The 18589-nt window shown below is 53.5% G+C and carries 10 protein-coding genes and 1 riboswitch; of the genes, 5 read left to right on the forward strand and 5 right to left on the reverse strand.

Annotated elements, in window-relative coordinates:
- Positions 1-16 precede the first annotated feature (16 nt).
- From ACR02O_RS13200 to ACR02O_RS13210, 3 genes are all read right to left on the reverse strand, one after another.
- Positions 17-1180 (reverse strand): ribonucleotide-diphosphate reductase subunit beta, encoded by a 1164-nt coding sequence (locus ACR02O_RS13200; RefSeq protein ID WP_494521784.1) that lies wholly within the window; start codon positions 1178-1180, stop codon positions 17-19.
- Positions 1177-3969 carry a ribonucleoside-diphosphate reductase subunit alpha gene (locus ACR02O_RS13205; protein ID WP_494521785.1) on the reverse strand — a complete coding sequence of 931 codons (2793 nt, stop codon included), beginning with the start codon at positions 3967-3969 and terminating at the stop codon, positions 1177-1179. The genes ACR02O_RS13200 and ACR02O_RS13205 overlap by 4 nt, the downstream gene beginning before the upstream one ends.
- Positions 3970-4079: 110 nt before the next feature.
- A riboswitch (cobalamin riboswitch) is annotated at positions 4080-4298 on the reverse strand.
- Positions 4299-4450: 152 nt separating this feature from the next.
- Positions 4451-5335, reverse strand: coding sequence for a LysR family transcriptional regulator (locus ACR02O_RS13210; protein ID WP_494521786.1), 885 nt, complete (start codon positions 5333-5335; stop codon positions 4451-4453).
- Positions 5336-5442: 107 nt separating this feature from the next.
- On the opposite strand from ACR02O_RS13210, the gene metE reads away from it, so the two are divergent.
- The 4 genes from metE to ACR02O_RS13230 all read left to right on the forward strand — a co-directional run bounded on the left by metE (position 5443) and on the right by ACR02O_RS13230 (position 11755).
- Positions 5443-7734 (forward strand): 5-methyltetrahydropteroyltriglutamate--homocysteine S-methyltransferase, encoded by a 2292-nt coding sequence (gene metE / locus ACR02O_RS13215; RefSeq protein ID WP_494521787.1) that lies wholly within the window; start codon positions 5443-5445, stop codon positions 7732-7734.
- A gap of 94 nt (positions 7735-7828) precedes the next feature.
- Entirely contained in the window at positions 7829-9502 is a 1674-nt protein-coding gene (locus tag ACR02O_RS13220) for a formate--tetrahydrofolate ligase (protein WP_494521788.1), read from the forward strand.
- Positions 9502-10230 (forward strand): methylenetetrahydrofolate reductase, encoded by a 729-nt coding sequence (locus ACR02O_RS13225; protein WP_494521789.1) that lies wholly within the window; start codon positions 9502-9504, stop codon positions 10228-10230. Before ACR02O_RS13220 ends, ACR02O_RS13225 begins: the two co-directional genes overlap by 1 nt.
- Before the next feature lie 82 nt (positions 10231-10312).
- The gene (locus ACR02O_RS13230) at positions 10313-11755 is read left to right on the forward strand and encodes a DUF6513 domain-containing protein (protein WP_494521790.1); all 1443 of its coding nucleotides are present in this window, start codon (positions 10313-10315) and stop codon (positions 11753-11755) included.
- A 591-nt stretch (positions 11756-12346) separates the two neighbouring features.
- On the opposite strand, the gene ACR02O_RS13235 is transcribed toward ACR02O_RS13230, so the two are convergent.
- On the reverse strand, positions 12347-13138 hold the full coding sequence (locus tag ACR02O_RS13235; protein WP_494521791.1) for a LuxR C-terminal-related transcriptional regulator: 792 nt from the start codon (positions 13136-13138) through the stop codon (positions 12347-12349).
- Positions 13139-13326: 188 nt separating this feature from the next.
- Here ACR02O_RS13235 and ACR02O_RS13240 point away from each other — a divergent pair, with 188 nt between their 5' ends.
- On the forward strand, positions 13327-17865 hold the full coding sequence (locus ACR02O_RS13240) for a bacteriohemerythrin (protein WP_494521792.1): 4539 nt from the start codon (positions 13327-13329) through the stop codon (positions 17863-17865).
- 188 nt (positions 17866-18053) lie between these two features.
- Here ACR02O_RS13240 and ACR02O_RS13245 read toward each other — a convergent pair whose 3' ends face one another.
- Complete coding sequence (locus ACR02O_RS13245; RefSeq protein WP_458137409.1) at positions 18054-18485, reverse strand: desulfoferrodoxin family protein; 432 nt, start codon at positions 18483-18485, stop codon at positions 18054-18056.
- Positions 18486-18589 lie beyond the last annotated feature (104 nt).

Here is an 18589-nt window from a genome sequence, read left to right on the forward strand (position 1 = left end):
TGGCTGCTCTCGCCCTCTATTCCCAAACCAACGCTCCACCGGTCTGATATTCCGTCACTCGGGTTTCGAAGAAGTTTTTCTCCTTGCGCAGATTGGCCTGTTCGTCCAACCACGGCAATACGTTTTCGGCGCCTGGAAAGGGTTCAGTGATGCCGACTTGGCGGGCGCGGCGATTGGCGACGTAGCGGAATTGCTCGACGTGCAAGTCGGCGTTGTAGCCCAAGATTGGCTCGCGCAGAATGTAGCCGGCGTAAGCCGTCTCGGTGGCTTCGGCTTCGTCCCACATTTGTTTTAGTGCTTGCGGATCGAGGGTTAGGTTTTCTTCTTCCAATAATTGCCGCACCACGCGGATACCAAACGCGCAATGCAGCACTTCATCGCGCATGATGTATTGCAATTGCTCGGCAGTGCCCTTCATCAAGCCGCCCCGCTGCAACGCAAACACCGGGCTGAAGCCGTTATAAAACCAGCAGCCCTCGAACACGGCGGCGAAGAACAAATAAGCCATGGCAAATTCGTGCAGCGCGTCGCGGTCGGTCAACGGCCGCCCGGATTGCAACACGCCGTGCAGACGGCGATTGGCGAGCGCGATTTTGCCATGGATTTCCGGCACCACCCGGTAGCGGTTGTAGATTTCGCGCTGGTCTATCCCCAGGGTTTCGATGCAATGCTGGTAAGTCCAGGTGTGCAGCGCTTCCTCGTAGACTTGGCGAGCCTGATAGATTTGCAATTCCGGCGCGCTCATTTTTTCCATTACCGCCAGGCCGATGTTGCGCATCGCCAAGATGTCGGAGGTGGTCAGATAGGCCAGCACATTCTCGAACACGTGGCGTTCGGCCGGCGTCAGTTTATGCTGGTAATCGTGCACATCCTGCGCCATCGAGATTTCCAGCGGTGTCCAGTGGTTGCGATTGGCGTTCAGGAAAAACGACCAGGCCCAGGGGTATTTGAACGGCGCCAATTGGTTAATGTCGGCCTGGCCGTTGACCACTCGTTTTTGCTCGGCATCGATGGGCGGCAAACTCGAGTTCGTCCCAACTGTATTGATCGAATTTTTCGTGTCGGAAATCGGACCGGATCGATCCACCGTTCGCGGTTCATTCGTATTCCCAAACCGATTGCCGCTCGAAGCCGGCAGCGCCGGCTGATCCCAATCGTCAAATTTCAGCGTCGGCTTCATTGGCAGGCCTCACAGTTAGGATCGGCAATCGAACACGCCTTAGGCGCCGTCTCGTCGGCACCGGTTTTTTCCATCGCGGTGGCACCCAAGGTGCGCAGATAATACGTAGTCTTTAAGCCGCGTTGCCAGGCCAGCCGGTACATCTGATCTAGCTTGCTGCCGGTCGGGGCGGCGACGTATAGATTCAACGATTGCGATTGATCTATCCATTTTTGCCGGCGGGCGGCGGCTTCGATCAGCCATTCCGGTTCGATTTCAAACGCGGTGGCATAACGTGCCTTGATCTCGTACGGCACCCGCTCGATGGCGGTCAGCGAGCCGTCGAAGTATTTCAGGTCGGCGACCATCACTGCATCCCATAATCCCAGCGCTTTCAATTCGCGCACCAAAGCGGCATTGACCACGGTAAACTCGCCGGACAGGTTGGATTTGACGTACAGGTTTTGATACACCGGTTCGATAGACGCCGATACGCCGACGATGTTGGCAATCGTCGCGGTCGGCGCAATCGCCACGCAATTGGAGTTGCGCATACCCACCTGAGCAATGCGTTGGCGGAGCGTATCCCAATCCAGTCGCCCGTCAGTGACCACGCCCAGATCGCCGCGCGCAGTGGTTAAGCTCTCCAGCGTATCCGGCGGCAGCAAGCCTTGCTGCCACAGACTGCCGGCAAAACTGCTATAGCGGCCACGTTGTTCGGCCAAATCGGCTGATGCCTGATAGGCGTAGTAACAAAGCAGTTCGGTCGAATGATCGGCGAATTCCACTGCGTCCTGGCTGGCGTAAGCGAGCCCCAGTCGGTACAAGCAATCGGAGAAACCCATCATGCCCAGCCCGACCGGACGATGGCGCAGATTGGCATTGCGCGCTTTGACGGTGGAGTAAAAATTGATGTCGACGACGTTGTCCAACATCCGCATCGCGGTGGCGACAGTGCGCTGCAATTTGCCGGCGTCAAGTTGCCATGCGCCGTCATGCTCGACCAAGTGTGCGGCCAGATTCACCGAGCCCAGATTGCAAACCGCCGTTTCGTCGACCGAAGTATTCAGCGTGATTTCGGTACACAGGTTGGAACTGTGAATCACCCCGGCATGCTGTTGCGGCGAACGCAGATTGCAGGCGTCCTTGAACGTGATCCACGGATGGCCGGTTTCGAATAGCATGGTCAGCATTTTGCGCCAAAGCTGCACCGCACCGATGCGCTTATACAATTTGATCTCGCCGCGTTCGGCCTTGGCTTCGTAAGCGTGGTAAGCCTCGGCGAAGGCCGCGCCGTATAAGTCGTGCAAGTCTGGCGTATCCACCGGCGAAAACAAGGTCCACTCGGCATTATCCCGCACTCGTTGCATGAACAAATCCGACACCCAGGCGGCGGAGTTCATGTCGTGGCAGCGGCGGCGCTCGTCGCCGGTGTTCTTGCGCAGTTCCAGAAATTCTTCAAAATCCAGATGCCAGTTTTCCAGATAGGCGCAGACCGCGCCCTTGCGCTTGCCGCCCTGGTTGACCGCGACGGCTGTGTCGTTGACCACCTTTAAAAATGGAATGACCCCCTGGCTGTGGCCATTGGTACCCTTGATCCTGCTGCCCAGCGCCCGCACCGACGTCCAGTCGTTGCCCAGGCCGCCGGCATATTTTTGCAGCAGCGCGTTTTCCTTGATGCTTTGGTATATCCCGTCCAGATCGTCGGAGACCGTGGTCAGGTAGCACGACGACAATTGCGGATGGCGGGTGCCGCTGTTGAACAAGGTTGGCGTCGAACACATAAAGTCGAAGCTCGATAGTAGACGGTAAAACTCGATGGCTCGCGTTTCGCGGTCGATTTCGTTCAAGGCCAAACCCATAGCCACCCGCATGAAAAAGCACTGCGGCAATTCGATGCGGCGGCCGTCGATGTGCAGGAAATAGCGGTCGTACAGGGTTTGCAGGCCCAGATAATCGAATTGCAGATCGCGCTCGGCCAGTAGGGCCTGGCCCAGTCGTTCCAGGTCGAATTCGGCCAGGCGTGGATCAATCAGTTCGGCAGCGACGCCGGCGGCGATGAACTCGGCAAAGCAGTCGACATAGCGTTCGGCCATGTCGGCTTGGGTCAAGGCCGAGCCGGTGGCTTCCAGACGCAACTGGCTCAACAGCAAGCGCGCGGCGACTTTACCGTAGTCCGGTTCGATTTCGATCAAGGTGCGCGCCGCCAACACCAAGGCTTGGCGCACCCCCGCCAGCGGCATGCCGTCGTACAGATTGTTCAGCGTCTCGGCCCACACCCGTTCGGCATCGACGCCCATCAAATCTGCGCAAGCCTCGCGGCATAGCGCGCTGAAGGCCTCACTGTCCAGCGGCCGGCGTTGGCCTTGGTCGTCTACGTGCAAAACGGGTACGGCATGCTCGGTGGGTTGTTGCGCCGCGCGCTGAGCCGCGTGCTTTTCCCGATATAGCACATAAGCGCGGGCCACGTCGTGGGCGCCGGAACGCATCAATGCCAGTTCCACCTGGTCCTGAATATCTTCAATATGCACCGTGCCGCCGCCGGGCAAACGCCGAGTCAAGGCCTCGACCACGCTGGCAGTCAGTTGCGCCACCTGTTCGCGGGTGCGCGCCGAATTGACGCTGTGCTGGCCTTCCACGGCCAAGAAGGCTTTGGTGATGGCGATGGCGATTTTTTCCGGCTTAAACGCAACCACGGCACGGTTGCGGCGAATCACTTCCAAGCCGCTATCCGTTGGATACGAGGGGGCGTGTTTAACGGATTCGGCAGGGTCGGGATAAAAACTGGCGGGTTGAGCGGCGCTATCCATGTGTTTCTCCACAAGGGGAGCGGGGAGTTGAAGTCGCAACGGCAGACGTAACGGCAGCGAAACCCTAACCGCAATACTTGCCATCGTCCTCGGAGACACCCCGCTCCTGGTTGATAAAGGTTTCGAGGGCAGGTCTCCTGGCTTTCGGGTCGCCGTTTCGGTTCGGCCTTCCCGGACTCGCGTCCAGTGGCACGGATTGAACCTCAACTCGCCGATTACAGTTGCGGGGGCAGCTCCGGTTTTCCGGCGATTATGCGAAAAACGCAAAATTGCCGACCGGATTCCCTTTTAATCCCCTTCGGGGGGGAACCATCTTGGTGAAAAAGTTTAGGCGGCAAAAAGATGGCTGTCAAGCTATATAAACTATATACAGTGATTCATTTTATTATTGGCAACTATATGTTGTGTTTTGTGTGTTTTTATCGAGACAAGCTGCTTTCTTGAGCAAACAGATATAGCTATGTGCGACCACCAGTTGCGCTCACACTACCACGCTGCCAGCATGCTCCACCAACCAGCGTAAATATTCCAGCTCGGCGTCCTCGTGCCGGCAGGCCAGATACATGGTCTTGCCGATGGGCAGATCGGCAAAGCGCAGCCCGGTCAAATCCAGTTTGGCGGATTTGTCGGCGAGTAGCCATTCCGGCAGCAAGCAGACGCCGCGGCCGGCGGCGGCCAATTGCAGCATGATGTCGGTTTCCTCGACCTGGAGATGTGCGGCGGGCTCGATGCCGGCCGGTTGCAGCACCTTGCGGAACATGTCCAGTCGTTCACGGGCCACGGGGTAGGTCAATACGGTTTCGCCGCGCAAATCTCCGGGCGTGATCTCAGTGCGACTTGCCAAAGGGTGGTTATCGGCAACGATCAACACCAACTCAAAATCGAACAGCGGCTGGTAACTCAGCAGGCCGTTGTCGACCGGGTCCGAGGTCAGCACTGCATCCAGTTTGTATTGGCGGATGGCTTCGAACGATTCGAAGCGGTAACGCGAGGTGACTTCGATCGTCAAATCCGGCCAGGCGCGCAGATAGGGTTGCAGAATGTTGCGGAACCATTCGTAACAGGCGTGGCATTCGATGCCGATGGTCAATTTACCGGTTTTGCCTTTGGCCAGTTGCGCCAAGTGGTTTTCCGCTGAATCGACGGTGGCGATCACCGACTCGGCCACCTCGGATAAATAGCGCCCGGCCTGGCTCAACACCAGCGAGCGGCCCTGTTTGTACCACAGCGTCACGCCCAGGCGTTGCTCCAGGTTTTTGATTTGATGCGACAATGCCGATTGGGTCAGATTCAGAGTTTCGGCGGCGGCGCTCAGCGTGCGCTGGCGTTTTAACGCCAGTAGGATACGAAGGTGGATCAATTCCATATTGATGAATATATCTCATGAATCAATGAATAATCATCGATTATCTTCATTCTATTGTCTGTTTACAATGTTTTATGTGTCAAACATTCAATAGAAAGGACTTATTTATGACAAAAATTCACAATTTAGGTTTCCCCCGGATCGGTGCCAAGCGCGAGCTGAAGTTTGCTTTGGAATCTTACTGGAAAGGCGAGTCCTCGCGAGACGATCTGAAAACGCTTGGCCGACAGTTACGCCAGAGCCATTGGCAACTGCAATCCGGACTGGATTGGGTGCCGGTCGGCGATTTTGCCTTTTACGACCAAGTGCTGGACATGAGCTTTACCTTGGGCAACTTGCCCGGACGGGTGCAAGATTTCCACGGCGATGCCCTGGACAATTACTTTCGCGTCGCTCGTGGCCGTTCAGCGCAATCTGCCAGCGATGATCGGTGCTGCGGGGGCGTAGCCGCCGGCGAAATGACCAAATGGTTCGATACCAACTACCACTACATTGTGCCCGAGTTCACCGCTGCCACCGAATTCAAGCTTGATGCGTCCCGCTTGCTGGAACAACTGACGGAAGCTAAGACCCAGGGCGTCACCGCCAAGCCGGTTTTGATCGGACCCGTAACCTACTTGTGGCTGGGCAAGGCCAAGGACGATTCCAACAAGCTCGCGCTGTTGCCCAAGTTGCTGCCGGTATACGCCGAATTGCTGGAAACACTCGCCGCGCAAGGTGTCGATTGGGTGCAGATCGACGAACCGATTCTGGTCACCGAACTGGATGCCGAGTGGCAAAATGCTTTCAACACCGCCTACCAATACTTGCAAGATAGCCGTGTCAAATTGTTGCTGGCGACCTATTTCGGCCAACTGGCGGAAAACCGCAATCTCGCCGCCAATTTACCGGTGGCCGGCCTGCATGTCGATGCCGTCAACGGCCGCGACGACATCGAGCCGCTGATTATTCGTTTATCAGCGGACAAGGTGTTGTCGCTGGGCGTGATCAACGGCCGCAATATCTGGAAGACCGATCTCAACGCCGTGCTGGATTGGCTTGAACCGATCGCTCAACAACTGGGCGAACGCCTGTGGCTTGCGCCGTCGTGCTCCCTGCTGCACGTGCCGGTCGATCTGGACAGCGAGCAGAAACTCGACGCTGAAATCAAATCCTGGCTGGCCTTTGCCAAGCAGAAACTCGGCGAACTGCAAGTGCTGGCCACGGCTCTGAACCGGGGGCGCGATGCGGTCAAAGCCGAACTGGACGCCAATCGCGCCGCCATCGAGGCGCGCCGCAACTCATCGCGGGTCAACAATCCAGCGGTCAAGGCCGCTTTAGGCAAGATCGACGCAAAACTCGGCCAGCGCCAGAGCCCTTATGCGCAACGCGCGCTCAAGCAGGCCGCGTTGTTAAAACTACCCAAGTTTCCGACAACGACCATCGGTTCGTTTCCACAGACTTCGGAAATTCGCCTGGCACGTAGCCAATTCAAGTCCGGAAAACTTGATGCAGCCGGTTATAAAGCCGCCATGCGGGCCGAAATCGCCCGTTGCGTGCGCGAACAGGAGGCGCTGGGCCTGGACGTGTTCGTGCATGGCGAAGCCGAGCGTAACGACATGGTGGAATACTTCGGCGAGCAACTTGACGGCTACGCCTTCAGCCAGTCTGGCTGGGTGCAGTCTTACGGCTCGCGCTGCGTCAAACCGCCCATCCTGTTCGGCGACATCAGCCGTCCGCAGCCGATGACCGTCGAATGGATCAGTTACGCCCAATCGCTGACCGACAAGCCAATGAAAGGCATGCTGACCGGGCCGGTGACCATCCTGAATTGGTCGTTCGTTCGCGACGATCAACCGCGCTCGGTCACCTGCAAGCAACTGGCGCTGGCTATCCGCGAGGAGGTGCTGGATCTGGAGAAGGCCGGGATTGGTGTGATACAAATCGACGAAGCGGCCTTGCGCGAAGGCTTGCCGCTACGCCAATCGCAATGGCAGGCGTATCTGGATTGGGCGGTGGCATCGTTCCGCATCACGGCTAACGGCGTGGCGGATGAGACGCAGATTCACACCCACATGTGCTATTCCGAGTTCAACGACATTATCGCCGCCATCGCCAATATGGATGCCGACGCCATCACCATCGAGACCTCGCGTTCCGATATGGAGTTGCTGGATGCTTTCGAGCATTTCAACTACCCGAACGGCATTGGCCCCGGCGTGTACGACATCCATTCGCCCAATATCTCGAGCGAACAGCATATCGTGGCTCTGATGCACAAGGCCGCCGAGCGCGTTCCGACTGAACAACTGTGGGTCAATCCGGATTGCGGCCTGAAAACCCGCCAGTGGGCTGAGGTGATACCAGCGTTGACCAACATGGTGGCCGCCGCTAAAACCTTGCGTGCTTCATTAAGCTAACGCTCATACCGGTATCAATCACCCCGGCTGACTGCCGGGGTTTCACAAACACCGATTTAAAATCAGATTTAACTTTTTCCTTTGGAAAGCCTCCATGTCAGACATTGCAATCGCCCAACAAGCCCAAATGCGCCTCATCATCGATTTGGCCGACGAAAAATTTGGCATTCCCGCCGAACATCTCGATCCTTACGGCCATTACAAAGCCAAAATTTCATTGGAATATGTGAACAGTCTGGCCGATAAACCTGATGGCAAGCTGATTCTGGTCACGGCAATTTCGCCGACGCCAGCTGGCGAAGGCAAAACCACCACTACGGTTGGCCTCGGCGACGCGCTGAACCGTATCGGTAAGAAAACCATCATTTGCCTGCGCGAACCCTCGTTAGGCCCTTGCTTCGGCGTGAAAGGCGGTGCGGCCGGCGGCGGTTATGCGCAAGTGGTGCCGATGGAAGACATCAATCTGCATTTTACCGGTGACTTTCATGCCATCGGCGTTGCGCATAATTTGTTATCGGCGTTGATCGATAGCCACATCAACCACGGCAACAAACTGGACATCGATCCACGCCGCATTCAATGGAAGCGCGTCATCGACATGAACGACCGGGCTCTGCGCAAGATCTTGGTCGGTATGGGCGGCGCGGCTAACGGCTATTTGCGCGAGGACGGTTTCGATATCGTCGTGGCTTCGGAAGTGATGGCGATTCTGTGCCTGGCCACCAGCCTCGCCGATTTAAAAGAACGACTGGGCCGTATCGTCATCGGTTACAAATCCGATAAGGTCACGCCGGTTTACGCCAAAGATTTAAATGCCCACGGCGCGATGGCGGCGGTGCTGAAAGATGCCATCAAACCCAATCTGGTCCAAACCCTGGAAAACAATCTGGCGATTATTCACGGCGGCCCGTTCGCCAACATCGCCCACGGCTGCAACACCGTCACCGCGACCAAGACCGCCTTGAAACTGGCCGATTACGCAGTCACCGAAGCCGGCTTCGGTGCCGATCTGGGGGCCGAGAAGTTTCTGGACATCAAATGCCGGATGTCCGGCCTGAAGCCGTCGGCGGTGGTATTGGTCGCTACGGTACGGGCGCTGAAATTCCATGGCGGCGTCGGCAAGGATGAATTGAACCGGGAAAATCTGGCGGCTTTGGAAAAAGGCTTCGCCAACCTGGAACGTCATTTACACAATATCCAAAGCCACTACGGCCTGCCTTGCGTGGTCAGCATTAATCATTTCACCTTCGACACCGACGCCGAAATCGAATGGCTCAAAACTCAATGCGAGGCCTTGGGCACGAAATGCGTGGTCGCCAAACACTGGGCGCACGGCGGGGCGGGTGCGGAAGAACTGGCACGCGAAATATTGAACATCGTCGACAGCCGCGAGCCGGCCTTCAATTACGTTTACGACGATGACCTGCCGCTGTGGAACAAGATCGAAACCATCGCCACCAAGCTATACGGTGCCGGCAGCGTCAGCGCAAGCCCGAAGGTCATTGGCGAGATTAAAGCCTTGCAGACCAACTACGGTCATTTCCCGATCTGCATGGCGAAAACCCAGATGTCGTTTTCGACCAATCCCAACAACAAGGGCGCTCCAAGCGGCCACACCGTCGAAATCAGCGAAGTGCGCCTCGCCAACGGTGCCGGTTTCATCGTCGCCATCGCCGGCGACATGATGACCATGCCAGGTCTACCCAAAATCCCGGCTGCCGAACGTATCGACATCAGCGACGACGGCGTGATCAGCGGGTTGTTTTAATGAACATTTCGTTTGAAATCGTCCCCAGAACCTTGGACGCCTTTGAAAAACAATATGCATTTGTGCAGAGTCTGAATGACTGCATTAATATCATCAACGTACCGGATATCCAGCGCTTCGATATGCGCAGTTGGGAACTGGCGAGGCATGTCGATCGGCACCAATACCGGTTTATTCCGCATTTCCGGGCCATTGATTTCAAAATCGAAAGCGGCGAGTTGTATCGCATCATCGAGCAATATGAACTCGATGACGTGTTGCTGGTCACTGGCGACCCGCCGGAAGGTTTGAAACGCAGCTATTGCAATACCGACGTGGTAGACCTTATCCGGGCGGTACGCCAGCGCTTTCCGAAACTGAACATCTATGCAGGGTTTGATCCGCATCGACAAGGCTTGCAACACGAATGCCATTATATCCAGCGCAAGGCTGATGCCGGCGCCAACGGTTTTTTTTCGCAACCGTTCTACGATCATCGGCTGGTGGAACTGTTTGCCGAACACATGGACGGCCTGGAAACCTATATCGGTATCAGCCCTGTGGTGACGCCGGCCTCGCAGAATTATTGGGAAGTGAAGAATCATGTCAAATTTCCCAAGCATTTCCGGCCAGATTACGATTGGAATGTCGAGTTCGCCAACCGGCTGATCGGCTCGGCGGCGGAGAACGGTTGGCATGTGTATTTCATGCCGATCAAGGTGGAGTTAAAAAATACTTCGAACGCATAAATTTGGCCAGTCCGCGTCCTACCACCCTATCTGTAACAGGTTGAGTATTGCCTGTGGTATCGTCTTTGAGCATGCGTAACAGATGGCTGAACATATTCTGTTCCTTACCGGCAAATTGGCCGAAAAGCAATTGCGGCGCACTATTGAAGACATGGCGCCGGAATTTGAATACACCGTTCATGTCCTGGGCATTACGGTGGCTGCATTAATGACCGCCGATATGATTAAACGCCGTTTGACCGACACCTTTGGTGCCCACCGGATTCTGGTTCCCGGCCGCTGCCGAGGTGATTTAGACGCTTTATCTCAAGAACTTGGCATACCCGTTGAACGAGGACCGGAGGAGCTGAACGATTTGCCGGAATTCTTTGGCAAAGCGCGAAAACGTCCGGACCTGAGCCGTTATGAACTGCTTATCTTTGGTGAGGTTGTCGAAGCGCCTCACATGGATGTCCCGGCCATCCTTCGCCGCGCCGAAGATTACCGGCGTGACGGTGCGGATGTCATTGATCTGGGGTGTTTGCCGGCGACGCCATTTCCCCATTTGGCCGACGCCATCAAGGCGTTGAAGAGCGAAGGCTTTTTGGTCAGCGTGGATTCGCTTGACCCTGAGGATTTATTGTTGGCGGGACGCGCGGGTGCTGATTTTCTGTTGAGCCTGAATGAAGAAACGCTGTGGATTGCCGATGAGGTGGCTTCGACCCCGGTGCTGATTTCCACACCGCACGCCGATCTGGATTCGCTCGACCGCGTTATCGCCAAAATGCAGGCCAAGGGGCGGCCGTTCATCGTCGACCCCATTCTCGACCCCATCCATTTTGGCTTCACCGATTCCATAGTCCGCTACCACGAAGTACGGCGGCGGCATCCGGACGTGGAAATCATGATGGGTGTGGGTAATCTCACCGAACTGACCCATGCCGATACCGCCGGGATGAACGCCATGTTGTTGGGTATTTGTTCTGAGCTGCACGTCAGCCAAATTCTGGCGACGCAAGTGAGTAAGCATGCCTGCAAGGCCATCAAGGAAGCCGATCTGGCCCGTCGTATCATGCTGGCTGCACGGGAAAGCAACCGATTGCCGAAGCATATTGATGATGGCTTGATGGCACTACATGAACTGGCACCGTTTCCGTTGTCGCTGGCGGAAATACAGGAATTACAGGCTGCTATCCGTGACCCCAGTTTTCGCATCATGATTACAGCCGAAGGAATTCATATCTTCAATCGTGACGGATTATGGTCCGACAACGATCCCTTTGCCTTATATCCGCATTTGGGCGTCGAGAAAGATGGCGGGCATGCTTTTTATCTGGGCGTCGAATTGGCAAGAGCCCAAATAGCGCAGGAACTCGGCAAGCGCTACGCTCAGGATCAACCGCTGACCTGGGGCATCCATGGACGGATTGCTGAAGACGCGCCCGCCGATCCCAATTGCAACACTCCGCAAGGGACTACGTTGAAAGCCTCGCGGTCGTCGCCTTGTCCCTTTCCTTCAATGAGTAACAACTCCAAATCAGCCTGATCCTAATCTTTAGCATTGACGGCAAAATGTAGGGAATGACTGCTAATTGAAGTACATCAGTCATAACTTATTGCCGAGGATGAACGGCAGAAAGGGGTTGAAATGCCGCATTCGCAATCTCCCCTCAAGATATTTCTAACCAATACACCATATTAAAGTAGTGCAGTCGTATTCTGACATTGACACTTGCGGTGGCGCGCATCATTGGGCGCGTGACTTCAAGATGTTAGGCCAATAAGTCGTTTTGCTGAGTTAAACCGACCCAAACCCGCCTATCGAGACTCTCCAAACCGGTCAGTCGGCCATAGCTAGGTTCTGAACACTGGCGAACTATAAACTAGTCGTTGGCGAACTCAACCAAGCGGCCAATTTGCGACATTCAAGCAGAAAAAACCGGGATTATGAACGGCAGGTTTGTGCTAAGAAGCTGACTTTGCGGCTTGATTTTTTCATCATAAACATGAGAGCTTGGAGCACACATCCAAGCCATTCCCATTGCTGATTTTGTGAATTCTAATAAATTAACAAGTCTTTGACTTGATCAGTTGTTCAATTTTTCGGTACCCACTCGTTCTGATCGCATCGAATCGATTACAAGAAACCTACCTTTGAAGAAAACGCCACTAAATCCGCATTAGTATCGAGTTTTAGCTTTTTCAGAATTCTAGAACGGTAAGTGGATACGCTTTTAACACTCAGTCCGAGCCGCTGAGCGATACTACCGTTTCGTTCGCCACGAATAAGTCCATTCAAAACTTCTATTTCTCGTACAGACAGAATTCGTAACAGTTCTTTGTCTGGCATCGCGTCATTGAAACTACTTATTGCATCAGAGCTGGGTAGCGACGATCGGGGCACACTAAGGTAATTATTGATATCACCGGCCAATGTCTGAAGTTGAATCAGCGCACCGGACAATGCCTGTTGCCTTGATCGCGATTCAATCTCAGCAACTATTCTATCGGTAATATCCTCATGCATGACCATGATCTCCCTGGGTTTTATGCCGCGAATGGGCTTTGCCTTCATGGAAAACCAACGGTTCTTCTCGGGACTATGGCACGGATATTCGTGGTAAAAGGATTTTGATTTACCATCAAGCACTGCTCGGATACCTTGGTAGGCAATCAAGGCACCTTCTGAAGACGGACCCAGTGCGTTTTTGCAGATATCCAAGTAATGGGTGCCTTCTCCAAGGTTATGAGGCAATGGGGTATCAGCAGGGCAATTGTCGACAGCGAACTTTCGCCAGGACCGGTTGGTTGCAATGATGACCCCGGTTTGATCGAGAACCGCGATATTGATGTCCAGTTCATCCAAAATTCTTGCCGCCCTTAATCCGCCTTCGGCGGCTTGATGGCTAATTTGTGTCTTCTTTCCCATCTTTTTAAGTGTTCGGCTCGTTATAATCTATATAAAAAAATGTAATCATTGTCTGTCGGACAAGAGATTAAAATTACATTGCTCGAAACTGATATTAGAATTAGAGCAGTAGCATTCATCATTTTGGCAGCCAGCACTGGCCAACGCTAAAAGAATACAAGAGCAAACGTTCAGGCGGTATGTGTCCAGTGAAATCGATCGATATATTTCCGTGGAATGAAAATTTTAATACAGGCGTCGCCAGGATCGATGAACAACATCAGAAACTGGTGAAATTGTTAAATGCCCTGGCCAGTCATATTGCTTTTCAGGCAGACATTCCTGCATTGAATGTGATCTTTGATGAGTTGACTGATTACGCTGTCTACCACTTCAAAACCGAGGAATCAATTTGGCACGACTATTTTCCGGGCGACACGCTCGAATCTAAACATTGTGAAACGCACTCCGGCTTTATAGAGGCGGTCACTTGCTTGCGAGATGACTGCTCCGCTAAGTCGGTAGAAGCTGTTATTAATGAGATTTTGTCATTTCTAACACGCTGGTTGGTATCCCATATCCTGGAAAACGACCGTTATCTGGCTATGGTCGTCATAGCCATGCAAGCGGGCATGCCATTAGAACAAGCCAAGTTAAGTGCCAGTGAGCAAATGAGTGGGTCGACAAAAGTCCTGATCAACATCATTTTGTCCATCTACGAAAGCCTGTCAGCTAACACCTTGCATTTAATGCGGGAGTTGGTAGAGCACAGACGCGATGAAGCCCATTTGAGAATGTTGTTACAAGCCGTAGAGCAAAGCGCCAGCGCCATTGTCATTACCGATCCTAACGGCAATATAGAATTTGTTAATGAGGCATTCATTAGAGCAACGGGCTACAGCGGCTCCGAAGTGATTGGTCAAAATCCAAAATTATTGCAATCCGGTAAAACGCCGCAGCAAACATACGCAAATCTCTGGGCGACATTAACTTCAGGGGCAGCTTGGAAAGGGGAATTTGTTAATAAGCGTAAGGATGGCAGCGAGTTTATCGAACTGGCGCTAATTTCTCCGATCCACCAAGCCGACGGACAAATCACGAACTACTTGGCGGTGAAAGAAGACATTACAGAACGCAAACAGCTGGAGCGAAAACTATCGGATCAGTTGGCGTTTACGCAATCGATCATTGATGCTGAGATCAATGGTGTTTCTGTTTCTCATGCGATAGACGAAGCGCCTTACGTCCGATTCACGGTATGGAACAAGAGTATGGAAATACTGACCGGATACGATATCGAGGAGATCAACCGTTTGGGTTGGTACCAAACGATCTATATCGACCCGGATGTGCAAGAACGGGCCAAGGCCCGCATGCAGCGGATGCGCTACGGTGAGCATCTTCGTGGTGAGGAATGGATTATCACCCGTAAAGATGGCACACAGCGGATAGTCCAAATCTATACGACGCAGTGCACACAGGATGCCAAAGACGTCCATGTATTGGCGGTGATGAATGATATAACTGAGCGTAAGCATGCCGAAACCGCTTTAAAAGAATCTTACGATGAATTACGCACGCTGCTTAACTCGATGGCGGAAGGCGCTTATGGCGTAGACATCGACGGGCAATGCACGTTTGTCAATCAGTCGTTTTTGCGCATTTTAGGCTATGACGATGCCAACGAAATCATCGGCAAACATACCCATGAATTAATTCATCATTCACGTCCCGATGGCAGTGCCTACCCGGCTATAGAATGCCGTATGTATGCCGCTTATCGCCACAATCAGGCAATACATGTCGCGGATGAAGTATTCTGGCGTAGAGATGGCAGCGCAGTCCCGGTCGAATATTGGTCTCAACCCATCGTCACCGACGGCGTAGTCACGGGAGCCATTGCCACCTTCGTTGATATTAGCGAACGCAAGAAAGCGGCCGATGCCACGTTATTAGCTTCCCAATACGCTCGAAGTCTGATCGAAGCCAGTTTGGACCCCTTGGTCACCATTAGTGCGGAAGGCAAAATCACCGACGTGAATACCGCGACCGAACTCGTAACAGGTATCGAGCGGGCCAGTCTGATCGGCAGCGACTTCGCCGATTATTTTACCGACCCTGAAAAAGCCCGGGCCGGTTACCAACTGGTGTTTTTATACGGTTTCGTGACTGATTATCCGCTGGCTATACGCCACGTCTCAGGCAAAATCACCGATGTGCTGTATAACGCCAGCGTTTACCGAGACAGCCGCGGCAATGTGTTGGGCGTATTTGCAGCGGCACGCGATATTACCGAACGCAGAAAGGCGGAGGAACTCGCCCATTTGGCATCGCAATATGCTCGTAGTCTGATAGAAGCCAGTTTGGACCCGTTAGTCACCATCAGTGCGGAAGGCAAAATCACCGATGTGAATACCGCCACCGAACGGGTAACAGGCATCGAGCGGTCCAGCCTGATCGACAGCGACTTTGCCGATTACTTCACCAATCCTAAAAAAGCCAGGGCGGGCTACCAACTGGCGTTTTCAAACGGTTTCGTTACCGATTATCCGCTGGCTATCCGTCACGCCTCAGGCAAAGTCACCGATGTGCTGTATAACGCCAGCGTTTACCGTGACAGCACGGGCAAGGTGCTGGGCGTGTTTGCGGCAGCTCGGGACATTACCGAACGAAAACAGATTGAAGCTAAGCTAAAAAATAGCGAAGCGCGTTTGCGGGCCATCATAGAAAACGAACCGGAATGCATCAAAATCGTGGATGCCGATGGCCGTGTGGATCAGATGAATCCCGCCGGCTTGATGATGATTGAAGCGGAAAGCGCGGAGCAGGTTATCGGAAAATCGGTGTTCAGTGTCATCGCCCCGGAACATCGAAAAGCTTTTGCCGACATGCACGAACGCATCATCGCCGGGGAAAGTCGGCAAATGGAATATGAAATCATCGGCATCAAAGGCAAACGGCTCTGGGTGGATACCCACGCCGTACCGATGAAAGATGCTGATGGGCGAATGGTTCACCTGGCAGTGACGCGCGATATCCACGAACGCAAGCAAGCCGAACATCAACTGCGGATCGCTGCCACCGTGTTTGAGTCCCAAGAAGGTATGATGGTTACCGATGCCGACCAGATTATCTTGAGGGTGAACAAGGCCTTTACGCAAATTACCGGATACAGCGCGGAGGATGTCGTGGGCAAAAGCCCTCGCATTCTCCAGTCCGGCCGACAAAGCCATGGCTTCTACGAGGCGATGTGGAGAACGGTTCATACGACCGGCGCATGGGAGGGCGAAGTCTGGAGTCGCCGCAAAAACGGTGAAATTTATCCGGAATATCTCGCAATCACGGCGGTGAAAAATCAAGAAGGTGGTGTTAGCCACTACGTGGGTACCCTGACCGACATCACACTCAGGAAGGCGAGCGAGGAGGAAATTGAGCGCCTGGCGTTCTACGATCCGCTGACGAGCCTACCAAATCGACGGCTACTTCAGGACCGCTTAAAACCAGCTTTAGCGTCAAGCCATCGCAATGGTCGAAAGGGAGCCCTATTGTTTATCGATCTGGATAATTTCAAAGCACTTAACGACACACTGGGTCACGATATGGGGGATCTGTTGCTGCAACAGGTTGCCGCCCGCCTCAATGCTTGCGTTCGGGAAAATGATACCGTCGCGCGCCTAGGTGGTGATGAGTTTGTTGTTATGTTGGAAGGACTGAGCGAACAGAACGTTGCAGCAGTCAAACAGGCTGAGACCATAGGCACCAAGATCCTTGCGGCGATCAATCAGCCATTCCAGCTTGGCGCCCATGAGTATATAAGTACGCCCAGCATAGGGGTTACCTTGTTCGAAGGTCACGATCACGCTGACGAACTGCTAAAGCGCGCCGATATTGCCATGTATCAGGCCAAAACGTCGGGACGTAATGCGCTGTGTTTCTTTGATCCGCACATGCAGCATATTATTTCTGCTCGTGTTTCTTTGGAGGATGAATTGCGCAAGGCGCTGGTCGGTCAGCAGCTTCAACTCTATTACCAAATCCAAGTAGAAGATTCAGGGCGGCCAGCTGGAGTGGAAGCATTGATTCGCTGGTGTCACCCGGAACGGGGTATGGTCTCGCCTTCGGAATTCATTCCTCTGGCGGAGGAAACCGGATTAATCCTGTCCATTGGCCAATGGGTATTAGAGAAAGCCTGCGCCCAGCTAAGCGCATGGCGACAAGAATCTGCGACCAGCAATCTTGCGTTGTCGGTGAACGTCAGCGCCAAACAATTCTTCCAAGTCGATTTTGCCGAACACGTGCAAGCCTGTATCTTGCGTTACGCCATCAATCCTAAGTTACTAAAGTTGGAGCTCACCGAGAGTATTTTGCTCAAAAATATCGAAGAGACTATCGATATTATGAATGCCTTGGGAGAAATCGGTGTTCAGTTTTCATTGGACGATTTTGGTACCGGCTATTCGTCTTTGCAATATCTTAAGAAGTTACCGTTGACTCAGCTTAAGATCGACCAGTCTTTTGTCAAGGACATTACCATTGATAAAGGGGACCAAGCGATTGTTCGTACCATCGTTGCTATGGCGACCAGTTTGAATCTAAGTGTCATTGCTGAAGGGGTGGAAACTGAAGAGCAACTCCAGCTTCTCTCGAGCCTTGGCTGTACAAACTACCAAGGTTATTTGTTCAGCCGCCCGGCACCAATAGAAAACCTGGATGTTTTGTTACGGTGTGGAGAATCCCGAAGGGTGTGACACTCATTTGATTTGTATGAGTATTGAATAAGGTCTGAATGTCGGCTAAATAATTCAACCCAGCCGTAGCTGGTTTTTCAATGTGACCGGCAGAAAAGGGTTGATTGCAGACTATTCTCAGAGAGCTTCTGACTGCAAATGATTGATCAAACGGCGATAACCTCCTTGTTATCGCCGATCTGATGGCTTTATACCTCGGCGCTATTCAACCAAAGATCGTGCTTGTTGCACAGGCTCAAGGCGTAAACGGTACCGCTGTATCCCGCCAGACTGAATTCGGAAATGGCGACCGGGTCTTTGCTGGGATCGAACATCCGCTCGTTCAGGAACTTATAGTCTTTATCCAGCAATACGTGTTTGACGATGTAATGTTCATAGCCTTTCATTTCGTGCGGGGTGGTGATTTTGACGGTGGTTTTATCGTCGGCTTTAACGACTTCAATCACCGGCAAATGCGTCGCGGCTTTGCCGGCCCAGCGGCCTTGCGCATCCTTGGTGTAAAACACATCGCCCGGCGGTGTAGGTTGTTTGCCGGTTTCCGCGGCTTGGGCCAGACTGGGGGCAATGGCGCTGATCGCCGCACCGGCGGCACTCAATCGAATAAAATCGCGACGTTCCATGAAAATTCCTTGTGATGGTTTAAAAATTGTCGACTACCGAGTTAAGCCCGCATGGCTTGCTCGGCAGCGTGTGTTGAACCGGTTCTTTATTCTGCCCATGCAGA

This window comes from Methylomonas sp. PHL2-19, assembly GCF_059331595.1.

What these genes read in the sequence shown, in the direction of transcription:
- ACR02O_RS13205 (WP_494521785.1), bottom strand. Translation starts at nt 3,969, where the DNA reads ATGGATAGCGCCGCTCAACCCGCCAGTTTTTATCCCGACCCTGCCGAA.
- ACR02O_RS13230 (WP_494521790.1), top strand. Translation starts at nt 10,313, where the DNA reads ATGGCTGAACATATTCTGTTCCTTACCGGCAAATTGGCCGAAAAGCAA.
- metE (WP_494521787.1), top strand. Translation starts at nt 5,443, where the DNA reads ATGACAAAAATTCACAATTTAGGTTTCCCCCGGATCGGTGCCAAGCGC.
- ACR02O_RS13225 (WP_494521789.1), top strand. Translation starts at nt 9,502, where the DNA reads ATGAACATTTCGTTTGAAATCGTCCCCAGAACCTTGGACGCCTTTGAA.
- ACR02O_RS13220 (WP_494521788.1), top strand. Translation starts at nt 7,829, where the DNA reads ATGTCAGACATTGCAATCGCCCAACAAGCCCAAATGCGCCTCATCATC.
- ACR02O_RS13210 (WP_494521786.1), bottom strand. Translation starts at nt 5,335, where the DNA reads ATGGAATTGATCCACCTTCGTATCCTACTGGCGTTAAAACGCCAGCGC.
- ACR02O_RS13200 (WP_494521784.1), bottom strand. Translation starts at nt 1,180, where the DNA reads ATGAAGCCGACGCTGAAATTTGACGATTGGGATCAGCCGGCGCTGCCG.
- ACR02O_RS13235 (WP_494521791.1), bottom strand. Translation starts at nt 13,138, where the DNA reads ATGGGAAAGAAGACACAAATTAGCCATCAAGCCGCCGAAGGCGGATTA.
- ACR02O_RS13245 (WP_458137409.1), bottom strand. Translation starts at nt 18,485, where the DNA reads ATGGAACGTCGCGATTTTATTCGATTGAGTGCCGCCGGTGCGGCGATC.